The 18141-nt window shown below is 45.9% G+C and carries 15 protein-coding genes; 12 read left to right on the plus strand and 3 right to left on the minus strand.

All coding sequences use genetic code 11. From position 1 onward, the window contains the following. Positions 1-179 precede the first annotated feature (179 nt). Together B5066_RS09770 and hisJ are read right to left on the minus strand one after the other, a co-directional pair. Positions 180-686, minus strand: a complete 507-nt coding sequence (locus B5066_RS09770; RefSeq protein WP_079475744.1) for a GAF domain-containing protein — start codon at positions 684-686, stop codon at positions 180-182. A gap of 13 nt (positions 687-699) precedes the next feature. Next, the gene (hisJ, locus tag B5066_RS09775; protein ID WP_079475745.1) at positions 700-1521 is read right to left on the minus strand and encodes a histidinol-phosphatase HisJ; all 822 of its coding nucleotides are present in this window, start codon (positions 1519-1521) and stop codon (positions 700-702) included. 266 nt (positions 1522-1787) lie between these two features. Here hisJ and B5066_RS09780 point away from each other — a divergent pair, with 266 nt between their 5' ends. From B5066_RS09780 to argH, 12 genes are all read left to right on the plus strand, one after another. Beyond that, positions 1788-3497 (plus strand): septation ring formation regulator EzrA, encoded by a 1710-nt coding sequence (locus B5066_RS09780; RefSeq protein WP_179124084.1) that lies wholly within the window; start codon positions 1788-1790, stop codon positions 3495-3497. 77 nt (positions 3498-3574) lie between these two features. After that, entirely contained in the window at positions 3575-4720 is a 1146-nt protein-coding gene (locus tag B5066_RS09785) for a cysteine desulfurase family protein (RefSeq protein ID WP_079475747.1), read from the plus strand. Next, on the plus strand, positions 4717-5922 hold the full coding sequence (thiI, locus tag B5066_RS09790) for a tRNA uracil 4-sulfurtransferase ThiI (RefSeq protein WP_079475748.1): 1206 nt from the start codon (positions 4717-4719) through the stop codon (positions 5920-5922). The genes B5066_RS09785 and thiI overlap by 4 nt, the downstream gene beginning before the upstream one ends. Before the next feature lie 97 nt (positions 5923-6019). After that, the gene (locus B5066_RS09795) at positions 6020-7645 is read left to right on the plus strand and encodes an amidohydrolase (protein ID WP_079475749.1); all 1626 of its coding nucleotides are present in this window, start codon (positions 6020-6022) and stop codon (positions 7643-7645) included. A gap of 2 nt (positions 7646-7647) precedes the next feature. After that, entirely contained in the window at positions 7648-8643 is a 996-nt protein-coding gene (gene sppA, locus B5066_RS09800) for a signal peptide peptidase SppA (RefSeq protein ID WP_079475750.1), read from the plus strand. 11 nt (positions 8644-8654) lie between these two features. Further along, complete coding sequence (locus B5066_RS09805) at positions 8655-9215, plus strand: RDD family protein (protein ID WP_079475751.1); 561 nt, start codon at positions 8655-8657, stop codon at positions 9213-9215. A 31-nt stretch (positions 9216-9246) separates the two neighbouring features. Next, complete coding sequence (tpx, locus tag B5066_RS09810; protein WP_079475752.1) at positions 9247-9747, plus strand: thiol peroxidase; 501 nt, start codon at positions 9247-9249, stop codon at positions 9745-9747. Positions 9748-9914: 167 nt separating this feature from the next. Beyond that, on the plus strand, positions 9915-10913 hold the full coding sequence (locus B5066_RS09815; protein WP_079475753.1) for a class I SAM-dependent methyltransferase: 999 nt from the start codon (positions 9915-9917) through the stop codon (positions 10911-10913). Between the two features lie 29 nt (positions 10914-10942). Continuing rightward, the gene (locus B5066_RS09820) at positions 10943-12136 is read left to right on the plus strand and encodes an acetate/propionate family kinase (RefSeq protein WP_079475754.1); all 1194 of its coding nucleotides are present in this window, start codon (positions 10943-10945) and stop codon (positions 12134-12136) included. 121 nt (positions 12137-12257) lie between these two features. Next, positions 12258-14636 carry a Lon protease family protein gene (locus B5066_RS09825; RefSeq protein WP_079475755.1) on the plus strand — a complete coding sequence of 793 codons (2379 nt, stop codon included), beginning with the start codon at positions 12258-12260 and terminating at the stop codon, positions 14634-14636. Positions 14637-14974: 338 nt separating this feature from the next. Further along, positions 14975-16180, plus strand: coding sequence for an argininosuccinate synthase (locus B5066_RS09830; protein WP_079475756.1), 1206 nt, complete (start codon positions 14975-14977; stop codon positions 16178-16180). Further along, positions 16177-17559, plus strand: coding sequence for an argininosuccinate lyase (argH, locus tag B5066_RS09835; RefSeq protein WP_079475757.1), 1383 nt, complete (start codon positions 16177-16179; stop codon positions 17557-17559). The genes B5066_RS09830 and argH overlap by 4 nt, the downstream gene beginning before the upstream one ends. Before the next feature lie 123 nt (positions 17560-17682). Here the strand turns inward: argH and B5066_RS09840 are convergent, their stop codons facing one another. Further along, a complete protein-coding gene (locus B5066_RS09840; protein ID WP_079475758.1) occupies positions 17683-18123 on the minus strand; it encodes a universal stress protein in 441 nt (146 codons plus the stop codon). Positions 18124-18141 lie beyond the last annotated feature (18 nt).

Consider the following 18141-nt stretch of genomic DNA (forward strand, 5'->3'; position numbering starts at 1 on the left):
CACATGCCAGGCTTGCCCAGGCTGTCTTTTACACAACCGTCATTATAACTTTTGACAGTTATCAAGTCAATACGTTTAAACTGAAAAGAAGTGCGTGAAATGAATTGACGGTTTCTGAGGAAATCAAAAATACCGGGGGTGCTTAAATTGAACACCCCCGGTTGTTTGGAACGGGAAGATTAATTTCCAGATGGAAACAGCCCTTTTTCAATTTCATCGGCAAACTGGCGTAAAAAGAATGCTTCTTGTTCGGAAAAACGGTTCAGGACCGGACTGTCAATGTCGAGCACGCCGTATACTTCCTTTTCAGGAGTGAACAGCGGGACCACTACTTCCGACTGGCTGGCAGCGTCGCAGGCGATGTGGCCGGGAAAGGCATGGACATCCTCGACGCGGACCGTCTGTTTTTTCTCATAAGCAGTACCGCAAACGCCCTTGCCCGGGGTGATGCGGTTGCAGGCAGGGAGTCCTTGAAACGGTCCGAGTACCAGTTCATTTTCTGCCTCGCTCCAGATATAGAAACCCACCCAGTTGACGTTAGATAAAAATTGATTAAGCAGCGCGGAAGCATTAGCCAAATTGGCGGTCGGGTCATTTTCTCCGGAAAATAAAGCTTTCGCCTGCTGACATAAAGTATGGTAGCTTTTTTCTAAAGACGTGTCGTAAGAAACTGGTTGAAAAGACATAAATATCCCTCTTTTATTGTTGTAATTGTCCTTCAGTGAGAACTGAAATATCTGTGCTTCCTGCTAATAATCCTGAAGAGGCGTGGGCATCGGAACCATACACAAGAGGTATCCCCATTTCCGCTGCAGTCTGAATTACGGATGGATGCGGATACGGCTCGAGGCAGCGATGTTTCGTTGTCCCGGCGCCGTTTACATCAAGTTCAAAGCCCCGGAGTTTAATTTCCTGCAAAATAGATTCGATAGTGTCTCTAACAAGGAAATCATGATCGTAATTTTTATGAAATTTACGAATGAGCGTCATATGGCCAATTCTTTTTGGCGCGTATTTTCCAAGGGGGGTCCGGATAGAGCGGAGCACGGCGTCGTAATACAATTCCGCTGCCTTTTGCGGTGACCCGGAAAGACGTACGTAACGATCAAAGTGACTTGGAGAAAAATCTATACATATATACTCGCTATTTATTTTAATGAAATGAGAAGAGAGAATGCAATCATCAAGCTCAGAGCCGTAAGTGTCCATAAATGTCTCTGTATTTTTCTCGAATCCTTCAATAAAATCTACTTCCAGCCCTTTTTTGATAATAATGTCATTAATATATTCTAATTGAAGATCGTTTAAGACATCTAAATACTGATCGAGCTTTTCGATCGGCATGGCGCTGTCTTTATCAGGCACAGGGTCGGTAAAGCCTTCAGGCAGAGGAGCATGCTCAGTAAAACTAATCGTTTTTATTCCATTGTTAATACAAGCTTCAATATAGGTATGAAACGAGTCTTTGCTTCCATGCGGGCAGAACGGAGTATGGATATGGCCGTCACGGGTGATTGGCATAGGTACAATTTCCCCTTTTTGTGGAAAATATAATGAAAAATCGAATGTTGTAGATAAGGAAATAAGGAAAATAGATTTTCTCAAAATTTTCTTTATCGTCATATAACAATCAGTGCGTTTACATGTTATCATAAGTTAAAGCAAACATAATTGAAAAAATATTTTGTTTACATTCATTTCTACTAAAGTATGAGATAAGTATAACCCATAACGTGTAAATTATTGAAAAACAAGGATGCACAGCGGGAAAAACTGGAGTGAGGAATTTGGCGACAACAATTGTAATTATAGTTCTGGTTATTATTATCGCCGCGTTTGTTATATACGGAGCATGGGGACGCAGACGCATTTACAGGGAAGTAGACCGCCTGGAGGACGCGAGGGCGAATATGGCTGACCAGCCTGTGGCTGAAGAAATCGCGAGAGTCAAGGGCATGACGATGTCGGGAGAAACAGAAGAAAAGTTTGAATCGTGGCGTAAAGACTGGGATGAAATTGTAGGAAAGCATCTGCCGGATATTGAAAAGGCCCTTTACGATGCCGAAGAAAAAGCAGATAAGTATAAATTCAATCAGGCTTCGGAAATTACTACTGCTGTCGATACGCAGCTTGCCAGTATTGAAGAAGAGATCAACAACATTTTCCTTGAAATAGAAGAGCTAGTACATAATGAATCTGAGAACCGCCGGGGCATTGAAGAGTCCGAACAGAAATACGAAGAAATAAAACGGTTTGTCTCCCAAAACTGGCATACACTGGGCAGGACTGCGCCGCTTTTTGACCAGCATATGCGCGATCTCCAGTCTTCTTTTGAAGCTTTTTACCAGGCGGTGGAACAAGGAAATCAATTTGAAGCGAAGCAGCTTAGGCAGGGGCTCGATGAAGATTTAAAACGCGAAGAAGCATCGCTGTATGCAGTTCCGGATATGCTTGCTAAAGTACGGCGGCGCCTACCCGAGGAATGGAAATCCCTGCGTGCAGGCCTCTATGAAATGGAAGATCAGGGGTATGCGATGGGTGCATTTGCTTTTGAACAGCGGCTGAATGAAAATGAAGCGGAAGCTGAACAATTGCAGGCCCGCATTGAGAATCTTGACCTGGACGGTGTGGCAGAACGGCTCACTGAAATGGACGCTTACAACGAAGAAGTGTACCGTATTCTTGAAGAAGAAGTGGAAGCCCGCGCAGAGGTCGAACGGCTGCTGCCGAAGGCTCATGAAGGACGGGATCAGTTATCTACGCGGATGCAGACGCTATTGGTGGAAAAAGAATTTATTGAAGCCAATTATCGTATCCCGCCGGAATCCGAACAGTTGATTGCTTCATCAAAGCGACAGGTTGATGGGATAAGAAAAAGCGTATTACAATTGCAGGAGCAAAAAGAAATCAAAGAACATTCTTATACACATATTGAGATGGAATTAAAACAAACTCTTGAAAAACAGGAAGAAGTAGAAGCAGGAATCCAGGAAGCAGAAAACCAGCTTGGCGTACTTCGGAAAGACGAGACTCAGGCAATGGAAACTCTTGAGGAACTAAAACGCCAAAATCGCATTGAAGAAATGAGAATGCAGCGAACAAGACTGCCCAAGCTTCCGCCGATACTGCTGAATGAAAAAGAATCGGCAAACGACAAGATCGCCCATGCCACTGCAGCCCTTTCCGAGACTCCGCTTGAAATGGCCCAGGTGCGCGATTCGGTGGCCCAGGCAGAAGAAAGCGTCCGTACAGTTTCCACCATGCTTCGGCGCATGGAAGAGCAGGCGCTGATGACGGAGCGTATTATTCAACGAGGGAATTTATATCGCATGAATGCTCCGGATCTCGACCAAAGCCTGAAAGAAGCAGAAAGTGCTTTCCGCAAAGGTCAGTATGAGAATGCGCTGCAGGTGGCTTCGTCGTCTGTGCGGGAAGTGGATGACCGGTTCGTTACAGAAGTGCTGCAGGAATCTAACGTACAGCTGACAGAAGCATAATCGACAAGCAAATAGCTAAGAAGCCTGAACTCAGGCTTCTTTTTTATGATGTTAATGAATGCTGGGAGGAATTTGAAATGTATTTTGATAATAGTGCGACGACCCAGCCCTACGAAAAAGTGCTGAGCGCATACAAAAAAGCGTCCGAAAGCTATTTTGCCAATCCCTCGTCTTTTCACCACAAAGGTGGCGAGGCTGAACGTCTGCTTGAATCTGCGAGAAGCCAGATTGCCCGAGAACTAGGCGTAGAGGCAAAATGCTGCTTGTTCACAAGTGGTGGTACAGAAGGGAACAACATAGTGATAAAAGGGGCCGCAGCCTCGAGGAAAAATATTGGGCGCCACATTATAACTACAGCCGTCGAACATCCGTCAGTGATGGAAAGCTGTGTCTATCTAGAAGAAAAAGGGTATCGAGTTACATACCTGCCGGTGGACAGAGAAGGACGCATCAGCGTTGAAGAGGTGCGCAGGGCGCTGAAGCCGGATACTATTCTTGTTACAGTTGGACACACGAACAGCGAAATCGGAACGGTACAGCCCATAGAAGCTATTGGAGAAATGCTTACGCACTATCCTAACGTTTATTTTCATACGGACTATGTGCAGGGGGCAGCTAAAAGCCCGCTAAATATTGAGAAAGCAGGGCTGGACTTTGTCACTGTTTCAGCTCATAAATTTCACGGATTGAATGGAACAGGAATGCTGTATAAGCATCCAAGAACAACGCTTGAGCCATTAATGCATGGAGGCGGGCAGGAAAACGGGCTTCGCTCAGGAACAGAGAATATCGCAGGAGCAGCAGCTATGGCCAAAGCGCTTCGCTTAGCGAAAGAAAATTATGCTGCAAACAGCAGGAGAATTGAAGAATTAAAGAAATGGACTGCTGCACGGCTGAAGAAAAGCGGCGGAGTGCTCAATTCGCCTGTTTCACGAAGCTCCCCTTTTATATTGAATGTTTCCTTCCCCGGTATCAAACCAGAAGTGCTCGTTGAAGCACTAGCGGGGAGAGGCGTTTCCATTTCTACCAAAACGGCATGCGCATCGAAAAACTCAGAGCCTTCTGCGGTTGTACTTGCTGTTACAGGGGAACAAAAACTAGCGGAGAGTGCGGTGAGAATAAGCTTCTCTGCGGATACACAGAAGCAGGAAGCTAATTATTTATGCAGCATATGTGAAGAGATATTGCCACAGTTAAAAAAGGTTATGGAGGAACAGCAATGAGAGAAGAGTATTTATTAATTCGTTTCGGAGAGCTTGCTTTAAAAGGTAAAAATCGAAAAGAATTCGAGCGTCAATTAAGGGAAAACATTGACCATGCGGTGAAAGGCTTTCCGAGCTGCGAAGTAAGGCGGACATACGGGCGTATTGCGGTAAACCTGCTCGGCGAGCCTGCTGAAAAAGTAATTGAGGCAGTAAAACCGGTATTTGGCATATCGTCAATCAGCTATGCAAGAAAGGCAGATCTAACAGAAGAGGAAATACAGCAGACGGCCCATCAAATGTTTTCGGAATACGAGGGCAGGAAAACAACCTTCAAAGTAGAAGCAAGAAGGTCCAACAAAGATTTTCCCATTCATTCGACAAAGCTTGCCCCGAGTGTTGGCAGCTATATTCTTCACCATACTGAGGAAGTCGAAGTGGACGTTAAAGACCCGGATGTCACCGTGGAAATTGATGTGCGCGAACAAGGGGCGTACGTCAGCTGCGGGCGGATCCCTGGAGCGGGAGGGCTGCCGACAGGTACAAGCGGAAAAGTAGTGAGTATGCTTTCGGGCGGTATTGATAGTCCGGCTGCTGCATATTTAGCCATGAAACGGGGAGTGACGATCGAGGCTGTTCATTTTCATAGCCCGCCGTATACAAACGAACGGGCGAAACAAAAAGTAGAAGACATCGTTCGGGCCCTTAGCCGGTTTGGTGGAAATATCAATCTCCATGTGGTGCCTTTTACCCGGGTTCAGGAAGCTATCCGGAGCCAGGTGCCGGACGATCATACAATGACAATTACAAGGAGGGCCATGCTTGAAATCGTCACAAAAATAGCAGAGCAGGAAGGCGCCAAAGCAGTAATAAACGGGGAGAGCCTGGGACAGGTAGCGTCACAGACGCTTGAGAGCATGAATGTCATTAATCAGGTCACGAATATGCCGGTACTGCGGCCGTTAATTGCTATGGACAAAGAAGAGATCATCAGCATCGCAAAGCGTATAGGCACATATGATATTTCCGTACGGCCGTATGAAGACTGCTGTACCGTATTTCAACCGGAAAGCCCGGCGACCAAACCGAAAATTGGTTTAGTCTATAAGTATGAAAAACGTTTAAATAAAGAAGAGCTGTTTAATGAGGCGGTAGCTGAAACGAAGACTATCTCTTTGTCTAACGTAAAAAGTGAAAAAGAAGAATTTGAAGACCTTCTTTAAAGTATTTTTTTATTTAAAAGTATGGTATAAAATGGAATTTTATAAGCCCTGAAACAAAACGGGCCTTCGCCCGTAAAAAGGAGAGGCGGTTAATGCTGTGAAAACACTTTGGTATAACGGAAATATTTATACGATGGAAAAAGAAGGAGAGCAGGTGGAGGCAGTCTTAACTTCAGATGGCGCCATTGAAAAAGCAGGCAGCCTGTCAGAGATAGAAAAAGAGCTGAAACGTCCATCTAGCCGCCGGGTAAATTTAAATGGAAGCACGATGTATCCGGGATTTACCGACAGTCATTTACATATGATCGGGCTGGGGGAAACGATGATCCAGCTGGATTTGTCAGAGTGCACCTCTGCAGAAGAAATGGCTGCACTGATTAAGGAGAAAACAAAAGAAATTCCTGCCGGAGAGTGGGTCATCGGAGAAGGGTGGAACGAAAACAATTTTCCGGACCGGAAAATTTTCCACCGGGAGGAGCTTGATGATTTAGTGCCTGGCCATCCATTGCTTTTGACCCGGATATGCCGCCACGCAGCACTGGTTAATACACGCGCCCTGGATGCGGCTGGTATTGATAAAGACACCCCGGACCCTGAAGGAGGCATTATTGTTAAATCGAGGCAAGGAGAGCCTACAGGTTATCTGCTGGACCAGGCAGCCGATTTAGTGAAAAATGAAATACCAGAGGTTTCCGAAGAATACCTTCACGATGCACTCGGGAAGGCGGTTCGCTATATGCATCAATGCGGACTGACCGGTGGCCATACTGAAGACCTTAATTACTATGGCGGGTTTAAGAGAACATTGAATACGTTTAGAAATATTTTGGCAGACACTTCTTTTCGGGCCCATCTTCTCGTGCATCACGAAGTATTTCCAGATTTTATACAGCAGGGTCATGCTTATGGACTCCTTGAAAACAACCTGGAGCTAGGTGCCATGAAAATATTTGCAGATGGAGCACTTGGCGGGCGCACGGCCCTTCTCAGCCGGCCTTACAATGATGCTCCTGAAACGGCCGGAGTGGCCATTCATTCGAGAGAAGAGCTAAAGCAGCTGGTTGCGGATGCCCGAAGGGAAAATATGCCGGTGGCTGTTCACGCTATTGGCGATTTGGCTTTGGAATATGTAATTGATGCTTTAGAAGCCTGGCCTGTGCCGGAAGGAGTAAGAGACCGGATCATTCACGTCCAGATCGCAAGAAAGGATTTGGTGGAAAGGTTAAAGGCTTTGCCGGTGGCGCTTGATCTGCAGCCCCGGTTTGTGCTTTCGGACTTCCCCTGGGTGGAGGAGCGTCTCGGTAAAGAAAGGCTTTATTATTCCTTTGCGTGGAAAACGCTTCTTGATCAGGGCATTGTCTGCGCAGGCAGTTCAGACGCGCCTATTGAATCGGTGGATCCGAGAACCGGGATTTATGCAGCAGTGGCCAGAAAAAACCCGGGGGAGAAGCATGATGGATATAGACCGGAAGAAAAATTGACTCCTTACGAAGCGGTGGATCTCTATACCGGCGGCAGCGCAAAAGCGATCAGCCGGGAGCATGATTTGGGGAGAATCGCCCCTGGTTACAAAGCAGACTTTACAATACTCCAAAACGATCTGTTTCAAATTGAACCAGAAGAGATATTAACAACTGAAGTGGAAGCAACCGTTGTAGGGGATGAAGTCGTCTTTTACCCGGAAAAAAGCAGTATTGAAATTATTAACGAGAGTGAGGAATAATGATGAATGCAAAAAGATGGTTTGCTTTACTGGCGGCAGCGGTGCTTCTTATCGTTTCCCTGGGTGCCCAGACAGCTTTTTCACTGTGGAATACAGTATCGAACCAGGCGCAAAATCAGCAGAATCAGGAAAACATAGTAAAAAGGGGTTCTTCGGATAACCGAATAGCCATGCTTGATGTAGAAGGTACGATTCAATCCTCAAGCGGCTCGGGAGCTTTTTCCGGCGAAGGATATAACCATGAAGAGTTTCTGAGCAACCTGGAAGAAGCCGGGTCAAGCGCAGACGTGGACGGCATTATTATTAATGTGAACAGCCCGGGCGGAGGAGTTGTTGAAAGTGACGAGATTCACGATGCCGTCGTTGAGGTGCAGGAAGAAGAAAATAAACCTGTGTATGTATCAATGGGAAATACGGCGGCTTCCGGTGGCTACTACCTGGCGGCGCCTGCAGACAAAATTGTCGCTCACTCGGCTACTATTACGGGATCGATAGGGGTAATTATGTCCTCCCTGAACTACTCTGAATTAGCTGAAAACCTGGGAATTGATAGTGTAAACATAACCAGCGGCGAATTTAAAGACATTGGCTCCCCTACAGAAGAAGTTACGGAAGAAGACCGTGAAATTATGCAGGGAATCGTTGACGATATGTACGAAGACTTTTTGCAGGTCGTGATCGATGGAAGAGGCTTTAGTGAAGAAAAAGCACGGAATTTAGCTGACGGCCGTATCTATACTGGTGAGCAGGCAGAAGAAAACGGACTGATCGACGAGCTTGGAACGACGGAGGACACCATTTCCATGATGGAAGAAGATCTTGAACTGGGGGATGCTACGGTGGAACGTTACACTTCAGACGGATTCAGCTGGCAGTCGCTGCTGCAAAATACTGTGCAGGGAATGTTCATTTCTGATGAAAAGCTGCTTGGGCTTCAGGAATTGCTTAAATCAGTCGGAAGCGCCAGCCCGCGGCCAATGTATTTGTATGAAGGATAGGAGGGATAACGATGACCACGACTACAAACGGCCGCTATCCGGAAGATGAGCAGGGAACGGAACAAAAGGACCCGGCAGAAAGCAACCGTGGCGGTAATTCCTTATATGGGAAGCCGGCCAAACAAAATTCCCGCGAAAGTGATGGCACGAACGAAGATCTGTTCGCGGGATTTTGGATGCGCTTTTGGGCATACTTTACCGATTTGATAATTCTTTTTTCGTTAAACGGCCTTCTTCTTTCTCCTTTTTACTTTACTGGAGAAGGAGAAATCTGGGGATTTATCACTTTATACGCTGTGTGTAATGCGATAATTACCTACGGCTATTTTGTGTTAATGACAAAATTTTATGGCCAGACACTCGGCAAAATGATTTTCGGGCTGAGAGTTGTCCGGGTGAACCGGGAAAAATTAAAATGGTCTGACATTATTTTCAGGGAAGTTGTTCTGCGCTTTGCTTACCGAAGCCTCGTTATTACAAATCTGGCGTATATTGTGGTAGCCTTCACACCACAAAAGGCAGGCATCCATGATATGATTGCGGACACGAGGGTCATTCATTCAAGAAAATAAGGCCCGAGGATAATAGTGAAGGAGGAGTAAGATGACAGCAGTAACATTTAAAGAAAAACCTGTAACACTTGTAGGAGGCAGAGTAGAAGTCGGAGACAGCGCTCCCGATTTCACTGTACTTGCTAATGACATGACTCCGGTATCGCTAAGTGATGCTTCTGGTAAAGTAAGGTTGATCAGCGTAGTGCCTTCCATTGATACCGGTGTCTGCTCGCAACAAACACGGAAATTCAACGAAGAAGCTGCTTCGCTTGAAAATGTAGAAGTATGGACTATCAGCTGTGACCTTCCTTTTGCCCAGCGGCGCTGGTGTGCTGCAGAAGGTATTGAAAATGTGCGGGTCCTCTCCGACCACAAAGATCTGGATTTTGGAAAACAGTTCGGCCTGGTAATGGACGAGATGAGACTGCTGGCGCGTTCTGTAATTGTAGTAGATAGTGAAGGAAAGGTTTCTTATAAGGAGATCGTTTCAGAAGGAACGAACCACCCTGATTATGAAGCAGCAATTAACGCGGCTAATAATACAGACTAAGGAAGAAAATGGCGCCTGCAAAGGCGTCATTTATTTTGTGCAGATACCAGGGAAGTGATTGTGCTTTTTTCTGTTTTCATTACTTCTCTTTACAGAACACATCTGCTATACTGGCGTATTGTAAAGCGAGAGCGGAGAAGCACTACGCTGCAGAAGGAGGGCTTGTCATGACCGAAACGACACCGGTGGAGCAATTATTTGAATTGCTGGATGACCTTACGAAAACGATACAGCAGGAGCTGAGCATAACGTATTTAGAAGCGATAGCCGAAGCCGGGGAAGATATCTTTCAGGGCACAGTGGTTCAGCGTATATCTGCCGAGGAAAAAGAACGCCTCGAGCAAAGCCTGGAAGAGAAAATGCCTGAAGCAATGGAACAGGAAGATATCCGCAAAGCATTTCAGCTTGCCTTGATTAAAGGAATGAAGCAATCCGTGCAGCAGCACCATGCTATTACCCCGGATGCCGTGGCTATTTTCATGGGATATTTAGTCGACAAACTAATGAATGGCCGTAAAGAGTTTGTAATCGCAGACCCAGCCGTAGGCACAGGGAATCTTCTCTCAGCTGTATTAAATCAACTGACGGAAAAAAATATTGAAGCATACGGTTCGGAAGTTGACGAAACGTTAATCAAGATTGCCTATACGCTGGCGAACCTCCAGGAACATGCTGTTCAGCTGTTTCACCAGGACAGTATTGAACAATTTGGCGCTTCCGCTCCGGATGTAGTGATGAGTGACCTTCCAGTCGGTTACTACCCGAAAAACCAAATTGCCGAATTGTACCAGATGGGCAGTACGGACGGAAAATCCTACGTGCACCACCTGCTTGTGGAGGGGATGATGAACCGGCTGAAGCCAGGAGGTTTTATGGTACTTCTCATCCCCAACAATTTGTTTGAAGACGAAAAAGCAGCGGAGCTTCAGGCGTATGTGAAAAGACATGCGCATACACTCGGGCTTCTTCAGCTCCCCGAAACAATGTTTCAGGCTAAAGAAGCCTCCAAAAGCATATGGATGCTTCAAAAGAAAAGTCCTGAGGTAAAGCAGCCAGGTCAGGCGCTATTGGCAGAACTGCCGTCGTTCAGCCGCCAGGAAGCTCTTCAGGATATGATGAAGCGAATTAATGACTGGTTTGTACAAGAGGGGTTTATCAATAAATAAAGAGAGTAATGTTTAGGAGTGGAGAAAGAATGTCTACCATTATTGCTATTAATGCGGGGAGCTCCTCGCTGAAATTTCAGCTTTTGCAAATGCCTGAAGAAACAATTATCACTAAAGGGGTCGTCGAACGGATTGGCCTGGAGACGCCTTTTATTACGGTAGAAGTAGAGGGAGAAAAGAAAACCGAATACCCATCACTGCAAAATCACGAAGAGGCTGTGAAAGCTTTACTGAACTCATTAACAAAATATGATGTAATTACCGACGTGAATGATATTGAAGGGGTAGGCCACCGGGTAGTTCACGGAGGAGAAACCTTTTCAGATTCCGTCCTTATTACAGATCAGGTGCTGAATGAACTCGAAAATGTAAGCGAACTGGCACCGCTTCATAATCCGGCCAACATTGTCGGTATTAAAGCGTTCCGTGATATTCTTCCGGACGTTCCCTCTGTAGCGGTGTTTGATACAGCGTTTCACCAATCGATTCCGAAAGAAAAGTACCTGTATGGTGTTCCTTATGAATACTATGAAAAATACGGCGTGCGTAAATACGGTTTTCACGGAACTTCTCATAAGTATGTCAGCCAGAGAATGGCAGAGTTAATGGACCGTCCGCAAAATGACCTAAAAATTATATCGTGCCATATCGGAAACGGTGCCAGTATAACAGCCGTGGATCACGGTATTTCGGTCGATACCTCAATGGGCTTTACACCGCTTGCCGGCGTGATGATGGGAACTCGTTCGGGCAACATTGATCCCGCCCTGATTCCTTATTTAATGGAAAAAACCGGCCAGACAGCTGCAGAAGTTATTGATACACTGAATAAGAAAAGCGGGCTGCTCGGCGTAAGCGGCGCATCCAGTGATTTGCGGGATGTCGTTCAGCAGGCGGAGGAGGGCAGTGAAAGAGCCCAAACCGCTCTGGATGTTTATCTGACCCGGATGCATAAATATATTGGTACTTATGCAGCCAGTATGGATGGTGTTGATGCAGTTATATTCACTGCTGGTGTAGGGGAAAACAGCGCACTGGTTCGTGAAAAAGTCATGGAAGGCCTTGAATTCATGGGCATCCAAATTAATAAAGAGAAAAATGGACAGGCTTCGGGTGAAACGTTCATCCAGTCGGACTCTTCACGCGTGGCTGTGGCAGTAGTTCCTACTGATGAAGAAGTTATGATCGCCCGCGATACCGTCCGGCTCGGTCAAATCCAATAAGTAAGAGGCAACTCCTGTTTCAATGAAGCAGGAGTTTTTTGCAAAATATATGATATTTCTGCATATATTCTCTGTATAATGGGAAATAAGGAGTAACAGTACTTTGAAAGGAGACAGACATATGCAAACAGCCGAAATGCGCTGCAAACTTCCTGTCTCAGCATTAGCGGAGCGCTGCGACCCGCGCATGTTTTCCTTTCATACGACGAAAGAATTAACAGACAGGACTCAGGGAATGATTGGACAAGAGCGTGCAGTGAAAGCTATGGAGATGGGTTTGGATATTCAGGAAGAAAACTATCACATGTTTTTAACCGGGGCGAGCGGCCTTGGAAAAACGACATACGCCCGCAGAAAAGCAAAAGAAGCAGCGGAAAAAAGACCGGCGCCGGCTGACTGGATTTATACATATTCTTTTGAAGACCCCCGGAGGCCGAAGGTAATAAGCCTGCCCGCCGGCATGGCTGTGCCGTTTGCTAAAGATATTAAAGAGCTAATTGAGGATCTGCAGGAAGAGATCGCGACGACGCTGCGCAGTAAATCATTTGAACGGAAAAAAGTAGCTATGGCGGAAAAGCACGAAAAAGCAATTAATGAACACTGGGAGAAGCTTGAAGAGGAAGCCTCTGTGAAAGGATTTGCTCTCGAAAAAACAGAAGAAGACATCGTTGCAGTTCCGCTTAAAGAAGACGGGGAGCCTCATAGTGATGAAAGCTATAACGAGCTTTCAAAAAGCCGGCAGGACTATATAATGGAAGAGTCACAGACGATTACCAGACAGGTAAATGACTTTTTGAGGCAAAAGCAGGTGGCAAAGCGTGTTTTAAGACGCCAGCTCAGGGAAGCAGACGAGCAGATGGTGCAAACATCCATTCAAGGTTTTATTGCGACTTTAAAGGACGAATATATCAATGAAAGCTTACATAATTTTTTGTCGGACATGGAAAAAGACATTATTCAGCACTGGCAGGAATTCCTACCTGTAAAAGAAACGCAGGAAGGCCGGCCGCCTGTATCGACTTTTTCGTTCCGTCGTTATGAAATTAATATTTTAGTGGATAATAGTGATACTTCCGCAGCGCCTGTCGTTTATGAGTCTCACCCGACATATGTCAATTTGTTCGGGAAAGTGGAAATTGGCCGCAACGGGGGGAGTCCTACGGATTTTTCCCATATTAGAGGCGGCGCTCTTCATAGGGCAAACGGCGGTTTTTTAATACTGCATGCTGCCGAATTGATGTCCCATCCGTTTGCATGGAAAGCATTGAAAAGAGCTATGCGGATGGGCTATATCCGGCTTGAGACCCCCTATGAGGATTCCGATATATTTGCAAGCACTTATTTGGAACCGGAGCCAGTGCCTTTTCAGGCAAAGGTTCTCCTGGTCGGGACCAATGCGTTATACCAAAAATTGCAAAAAGAAGATGAAACATTCCGCAAGCTTTTTAAAGTAAAAGTGGATTTTACTACTATGATGGAGCGGACGAAAGAAAACATATGGCAGTACGCCACTTTTTTGGCCTGTTTTTGTGAAAATAAACGGCTGCGCCCCCTGGCATCAGAAGCAGTAGCAAGACTCATTGATTACAGCACCAGGGAAGCAGGACACCAGCGCAAACTCTCCATTAAATTTCACGAAGTAACATCTCTATTAATTGAAGCGGATTATTGGGCAGCGCAGGAACAATCGGCTATTATTGAACAGGCCCATGTGCACGCTGCTTTAAAAGAAACAAACTATCGGTCGGCTCAGCCTGAAGCGGCTATTCACGAGTCGATCGAGGACGGAACAATCAATATCGCGACGAGCGGAGAAAAAGTTGGCCAGATCAACGCGTTGGTTGTTGCTCATACAGGAGACTATTCATTTGGTTACCCGACTCGCGTTACGGCGCGAACGTATGCCGGGAGTGGAGGCATCGTTAATATCGACAGGGAATCCCAGCTCACAGGTGCTTTTCATACGAAAGGCCTCCATACGCTGACGAGCTATCTGCAGGCAGAGTTTGCAAGCGACCGGCCGCTGCCGCTTGCAGCAAGCATTACTTTCGAACAATCCTATCATTTGGTAGACGGTGACAGTGCTTCAAGCACGGAACTGTATGCTCTCCTGTCTTCTCTGGCTGAAGTGCCTCTCCGCCAGGATATTGCCGTAACTGGAGCTGTTAATCAGTTCGGTGATGTGCAGGCGATTGGAGAAGTGAACGAAAAAATTGAAGGATTTTATTATGTATGCAAAAGGCAGGGACTCACAAAAACTCAGGGTGTAATTATACCGACGCAGAACGCTAAGCACTTAATGCTTCGAAATGAAATTAGGCGGGCAGTGGAGGCCGGTGATTTCCATATCTGGGCGGTGAACACGGTGAAGGAAGGCATGGAAATACTTATGAGTGAACATGCCGGTGAGGTAGGAGAAAATGGATTTTACGCTTCTAACACTGTTTACGGTAATGTGCAGCAGCGTTTAATGAAAATGGCAGAAAAGCACCAGGAATAAATGCAGCAGAGAGGCCTGCTTAGGCGTCTCTGCTTATTTGTGTGTTTATCCGGCTGGTTAACAGAAGTATACAAAGTCGTTTCTGATTCATGCATGCACATACATCAGATTGCATGTTATAGGGCGGATAACGCATAAAATATCAAAAAAAATAAATTTTTATACTAAAAAATTGTATTTTCCGGTTGCAAATTCTTTGTGGGCTTGTTAAAGTAATGAAAGAAGTTGAATACAGTAATCATAAAACAAAGACGACAGTCTTTTAATTTTTTCAAAATGATGTATAAAAATAATTTATCAAGCATGAATATTCAATTATAATCTGGAGGGGAATAAGAATGGCAGACAAAAAAGTAGTTCTCGCCTATTCAGGCGGTTTGGACACATCAGTAGCAATTAAGTGGTTGAGCAGTCAGGGTTACGAGGTAGTAGCGGTAGGCCTGGACGTAGGAGAGGGGAAGGATCTGGAATTTGTAAAAAATAAAGCCTTGGAAGTAGGGGCTGTACAGTCATACACAGTAGATGCGAAAAAAGAATTTGCCGAAGATTTCGTCCTTCCGGCCCTGCAGGCACATACGCTGTATGAACAAAAATACCCGCTCGTATCTGCATTATCAAGGCCGTTAATTTCAAAGAAACTGGTTGAGATTGCCGAGCAGACAAATGCTGATGCCGTAGCGCATGGCTGCACTGGTAAAGGAAACGACCAGGTAAGATTTGAAGTCAGTATTCAGGCTCTTAATCCTGACCTCGAGGTACTCGCACCTGTTCGGGAGTGGGGATGGTCGAGAGATGAAGAAATCGCTTATGCAAAAGAAAATGACGTGCCTGTACCTGTAAACCTCGATAATCCATATTCTGTCGATCAAAATCTCTGGGGCAGAAGCAACGAGTGCGGTGTTCTAGAAGACCCGTGGGCTACACCGCCGGAAGGCGCGTATGATTTAACGAATCCACTCGAAAAAACACCGGACGAAGCAGACATCGTCGAAATTGAATTCAAGCAGGGCAAGCCAGTGGCGCTTAACGGCCAGGCTTATGAACTGCAAGATTTGATTCTGGAATTAAATGACGTTGCTGGCAAGCACGGCGTGGGCAGAATTGATCACGTGGAAAACAGAATGGTAGGAATTAAATCAAGAGAAATTTATGAGTGCCCGGCAGCTATGACGCTGATTCAGGCGCATAAAGAGCTTGAAGACCTCACGCTCCCCAAAGAAGTGGCTCACTTTAAACCGGTTATTGAAAAAAAATTAAGTGAAGTAATTTATGAAGGACTGTGGTTCTCCCAGGTACGGCCAGCGCTTGAAGCGTTTTTAAAAGAAACGCAAACTAACGTGACAGGCATTGTACGGGTGAAATTATTTAAAGGCCATGCTATCATTGAAGGAAGAAAATCAGACTACTCCTTGTACAATGAAAACCTGGCTACCTACTCCACGCACGACGAATTTGATCATAATGCAGCTGTCGGATTTATTCAGCTGTGGGGTCTGCCGACCAAAGTACAAAGTGCAGTTAACAAGAAAGGTGTTAATGTATGACCAAACTATGGGGCGGGCGCTTTACAAAACAAGCGGAAGAATGGGTGGATGCCTTTGGGGCATCCATTCCTTTTGACCAAAAACTGGTGGAAGAAGATCTCCAGGGAAGTATTGCGCACGTACATATGCTGAAGAATCAGGAAATCATCACCGAAGAAGAAGCAGCCGAAATCCATCGCGGACTGGAAGCGGTGCTTGCCAAAGCAAAAAATGGAGAATTGGAATACTCGGTCCAAAATGAAGACATTCATTTGAATATCGAGAAGTTTTTAATTGATGAAATTGGCCCGGTCGGCGGCAAGCTCCATACAGGCCGGAGCCGTAACGATCAGGTGGCTACAGATGTTCATCTGTACGTAAGAAATCACACGCACACTGTTATGCAGTCTATCCGGGCCCTGCAGCAGGCGCTGCTTTTGCAGGCAGAGGAGCATGTCGAAACCATTATCCCTGGATATACCCATTTGCAGCGGGCACAGCCTATCTCTTTCGGCCATCACATGATGGCTTATTTCTGGATGCTTGAGCGGGACTACGGGCGCTTTGAGGACAGCTTAAAACGCACGAACATTTCTCCTCTCGGAGCAGGGGCCCTCGCCGGCACAACGTTTCCTATCGACCGCCGCCAGACGGCAGAGGAGCTCGGCTTTGATGATATTTATCAAAACAGCCTGGACGCTGTAAGCGACAGGGACTTTGCCCTGGAATTTATGAGCGCGGCGTCCACTGTTATGATGCATTTGTCCAGATTGGCTGAAGAAATGATCTTCTGGTCAAGCCAGGAATTTCAATTTATTGAACTCGATGACTCTTTTGCGACAGGCAGCAGCATCATGCCGCAAAAGAAAAATCCGGATATGGCAGAGCTTATTCGTGGAAAAACCGGACGGGTGTATGGAAACCTTATGGGACTGTATACGCTTTTGAAGGGGCTGCCGCTTGCGTATAATAAAGATATGCAGGAGGATAAAGAGGGACTGTTTGACACCGTGCGCACCCTTGAAGGCTCTCTGGATATTTTTGCGGGAATGGTGGAAACGATGGAAGTTCGTACAGAAAAAATGGCGGAAACCACGAGCAAAGACTTCTCTAATGCGACAGAACTCGCGGATTACCTCGCCGTTAAAGGAGTCCCGTTCCGGGAAGCTCATGAGATTGTCGGCAAATTGGTGCTTGATTGCATTCAAAGCAATAAGTATCTTGCAGATCTTTCCATGAATGAATTTAAAGAAGCAAATGAAGCCTTTGAAGAAGATATCTATGAGGTCTTAAAGCCTGAGACGGTGGTAAGCCGCAGAAATAGTGAAGGCGGTACCGGCTTTGATCAGGTCCGGTCTGCCATCGAGCAGGGGAAAAAGGTAATAAAACAAAAGTTATAAATACAGATGCTGTCCCGTCCGGAGTAAATCTTTGGGCGGGGTCTTTTTAATGTGGAAAAGAATGCCGCCTGGGCGGAGATAAAAAATCCCGCGTCCGTATGGACACGGGGCCTTAGCTGGCAGTTATTTACGTACAATTAAGACGTCACATTTCGCATGGCGGGCAATGGCTTCCGAAACGCTGCCAATAAAGACGCGTTCAACAGCATTCAGACCGGTAGCCCCAGTGATAATTAAATCTGCTTCATAGTTTTTGGCCAGCTCACGCGGGATCTTTGTTTTTGGAGAACCGAACTCCAATGAGGAGACGACGTCAGGAACCCCTGCATTTTCTGCTTCTGCTGTATAGTTCTCAAGCAGTTCGTTGCCATATTCTTCTGCTCGTGCAATAATAGTACGGTCATACCGTTCCATTGTGGCAAATGTTCTCGTATCAATAACATGAGAGATGATTAGTTTTGCCTGCTGCTCCTGCGCAATCTCAACAGATTTTTTAAAAGCTGTTCTGGATTCGTCTGAGCCATCGACGGCAACAATAATAACTTCGTATCTACTCAATGCCATCCTCCCCTTTTGTCGTAG

This window comes from Marinococcus halophilus, from assembly GCF_900166605.1.
Classification (GTDB): domain Bacteria; phylum Bacillota; class Bacilli; order Bacillales; family Marinococcaceae; genus Marinococcus; species Marinococcus halophilus.

Excerpts from the sequence above, each read along its gene's own strand:
- sppA (WP_079475750.1), top strand. The coding sequence starts at position 7,648 with ATGAATGCAAAAAGATGGTTTGCTTTACTGGCGGCAGCGGTGCTTCTT.
- B5066_RS09815 (WP_079475753.1), top strand. The coding sequence starts at position 9,915 with ATGACCGAAACGACACCGGTGGAGCAATTATTTGAATTGCTGGATGAC.
- argH (WP_079475757.1), top strand. The coding sequence starts at position 16,177 with ATGACCAAACTATGGGGCGGGCGCTTTACAAAACAAGCGGAAGAATGG.
- B5066_RS09805 (WP_079475751.1), top strand. The coding sequence starts at position 8,655 with ATGACCACGACTACAAACGGCCGCTATCCGGAAGATGAGCAGGGAACG.
- B5066_RS09840 (WP_079475758.1), bottom strand. The coding sequence starts at position 18,123 with ATGGCATTGAGTAGATACGAAGTTATTATTGTTGCCGTCGATGGCTCA.
- B5066_RS09770 (WP_079475744.1), bottom strand. The coding sequence starts at position 686 with ATGTCTTTTCAACCAGTTTCTTACGACACGTCTTTAGAAAAAAGCTAC.
- B5066_RS09825 (WP_079475755.1), top strand. The coding sequence starts at position 12,258 with ATGCAAACAGCCGAAATGCGCTGCAAACTTCCTGTCTCAGCATTAGCG.
- tpx (WP_079475752.1), top strand. The coding sequence starts at position 9,247 with ATGACAGCAGTAACATTTAAAGAAAAACCTGTAACACTTGTAGGAGGC.
- B5066_RS09785 (WP_079475747.1), top strand. The coding sequence starts at position 3,575 with ATGTATTTTGATAATAGTGCGACGACCCAGCCCTACGAAAAAGTGCTG.
- B5066_RS09830 (WP_079475756.1), top strand. The coding sequence starts at position 14,975 with ATGGCAGACAAAAAAGTAGTTCTCGCCTATTCAGGCGGTTTGGACACA.
- thiI (WP_079475748.1), top strand. The coding sequence starts at position 4,717 with ATGAGAGAAGAGTATTTATTAATTCGTTTCGGAGAGCTTGCTTTAAAA.
- hisJ (WP_079475745.1), bottom strand. The coding sequence starts at position 1,521 with ATGCCAATCACCCGTGACGGCCATATCCATACTCCGTTCTGCCCGCAT.
- B5066_RS09820 (WP_079475754.1), top strand. The coding sequence starts at position 10,943 with ATGTCTACCATTATTGCTATTAATGCGGGGAGCTCCTCGCTGAAATTT.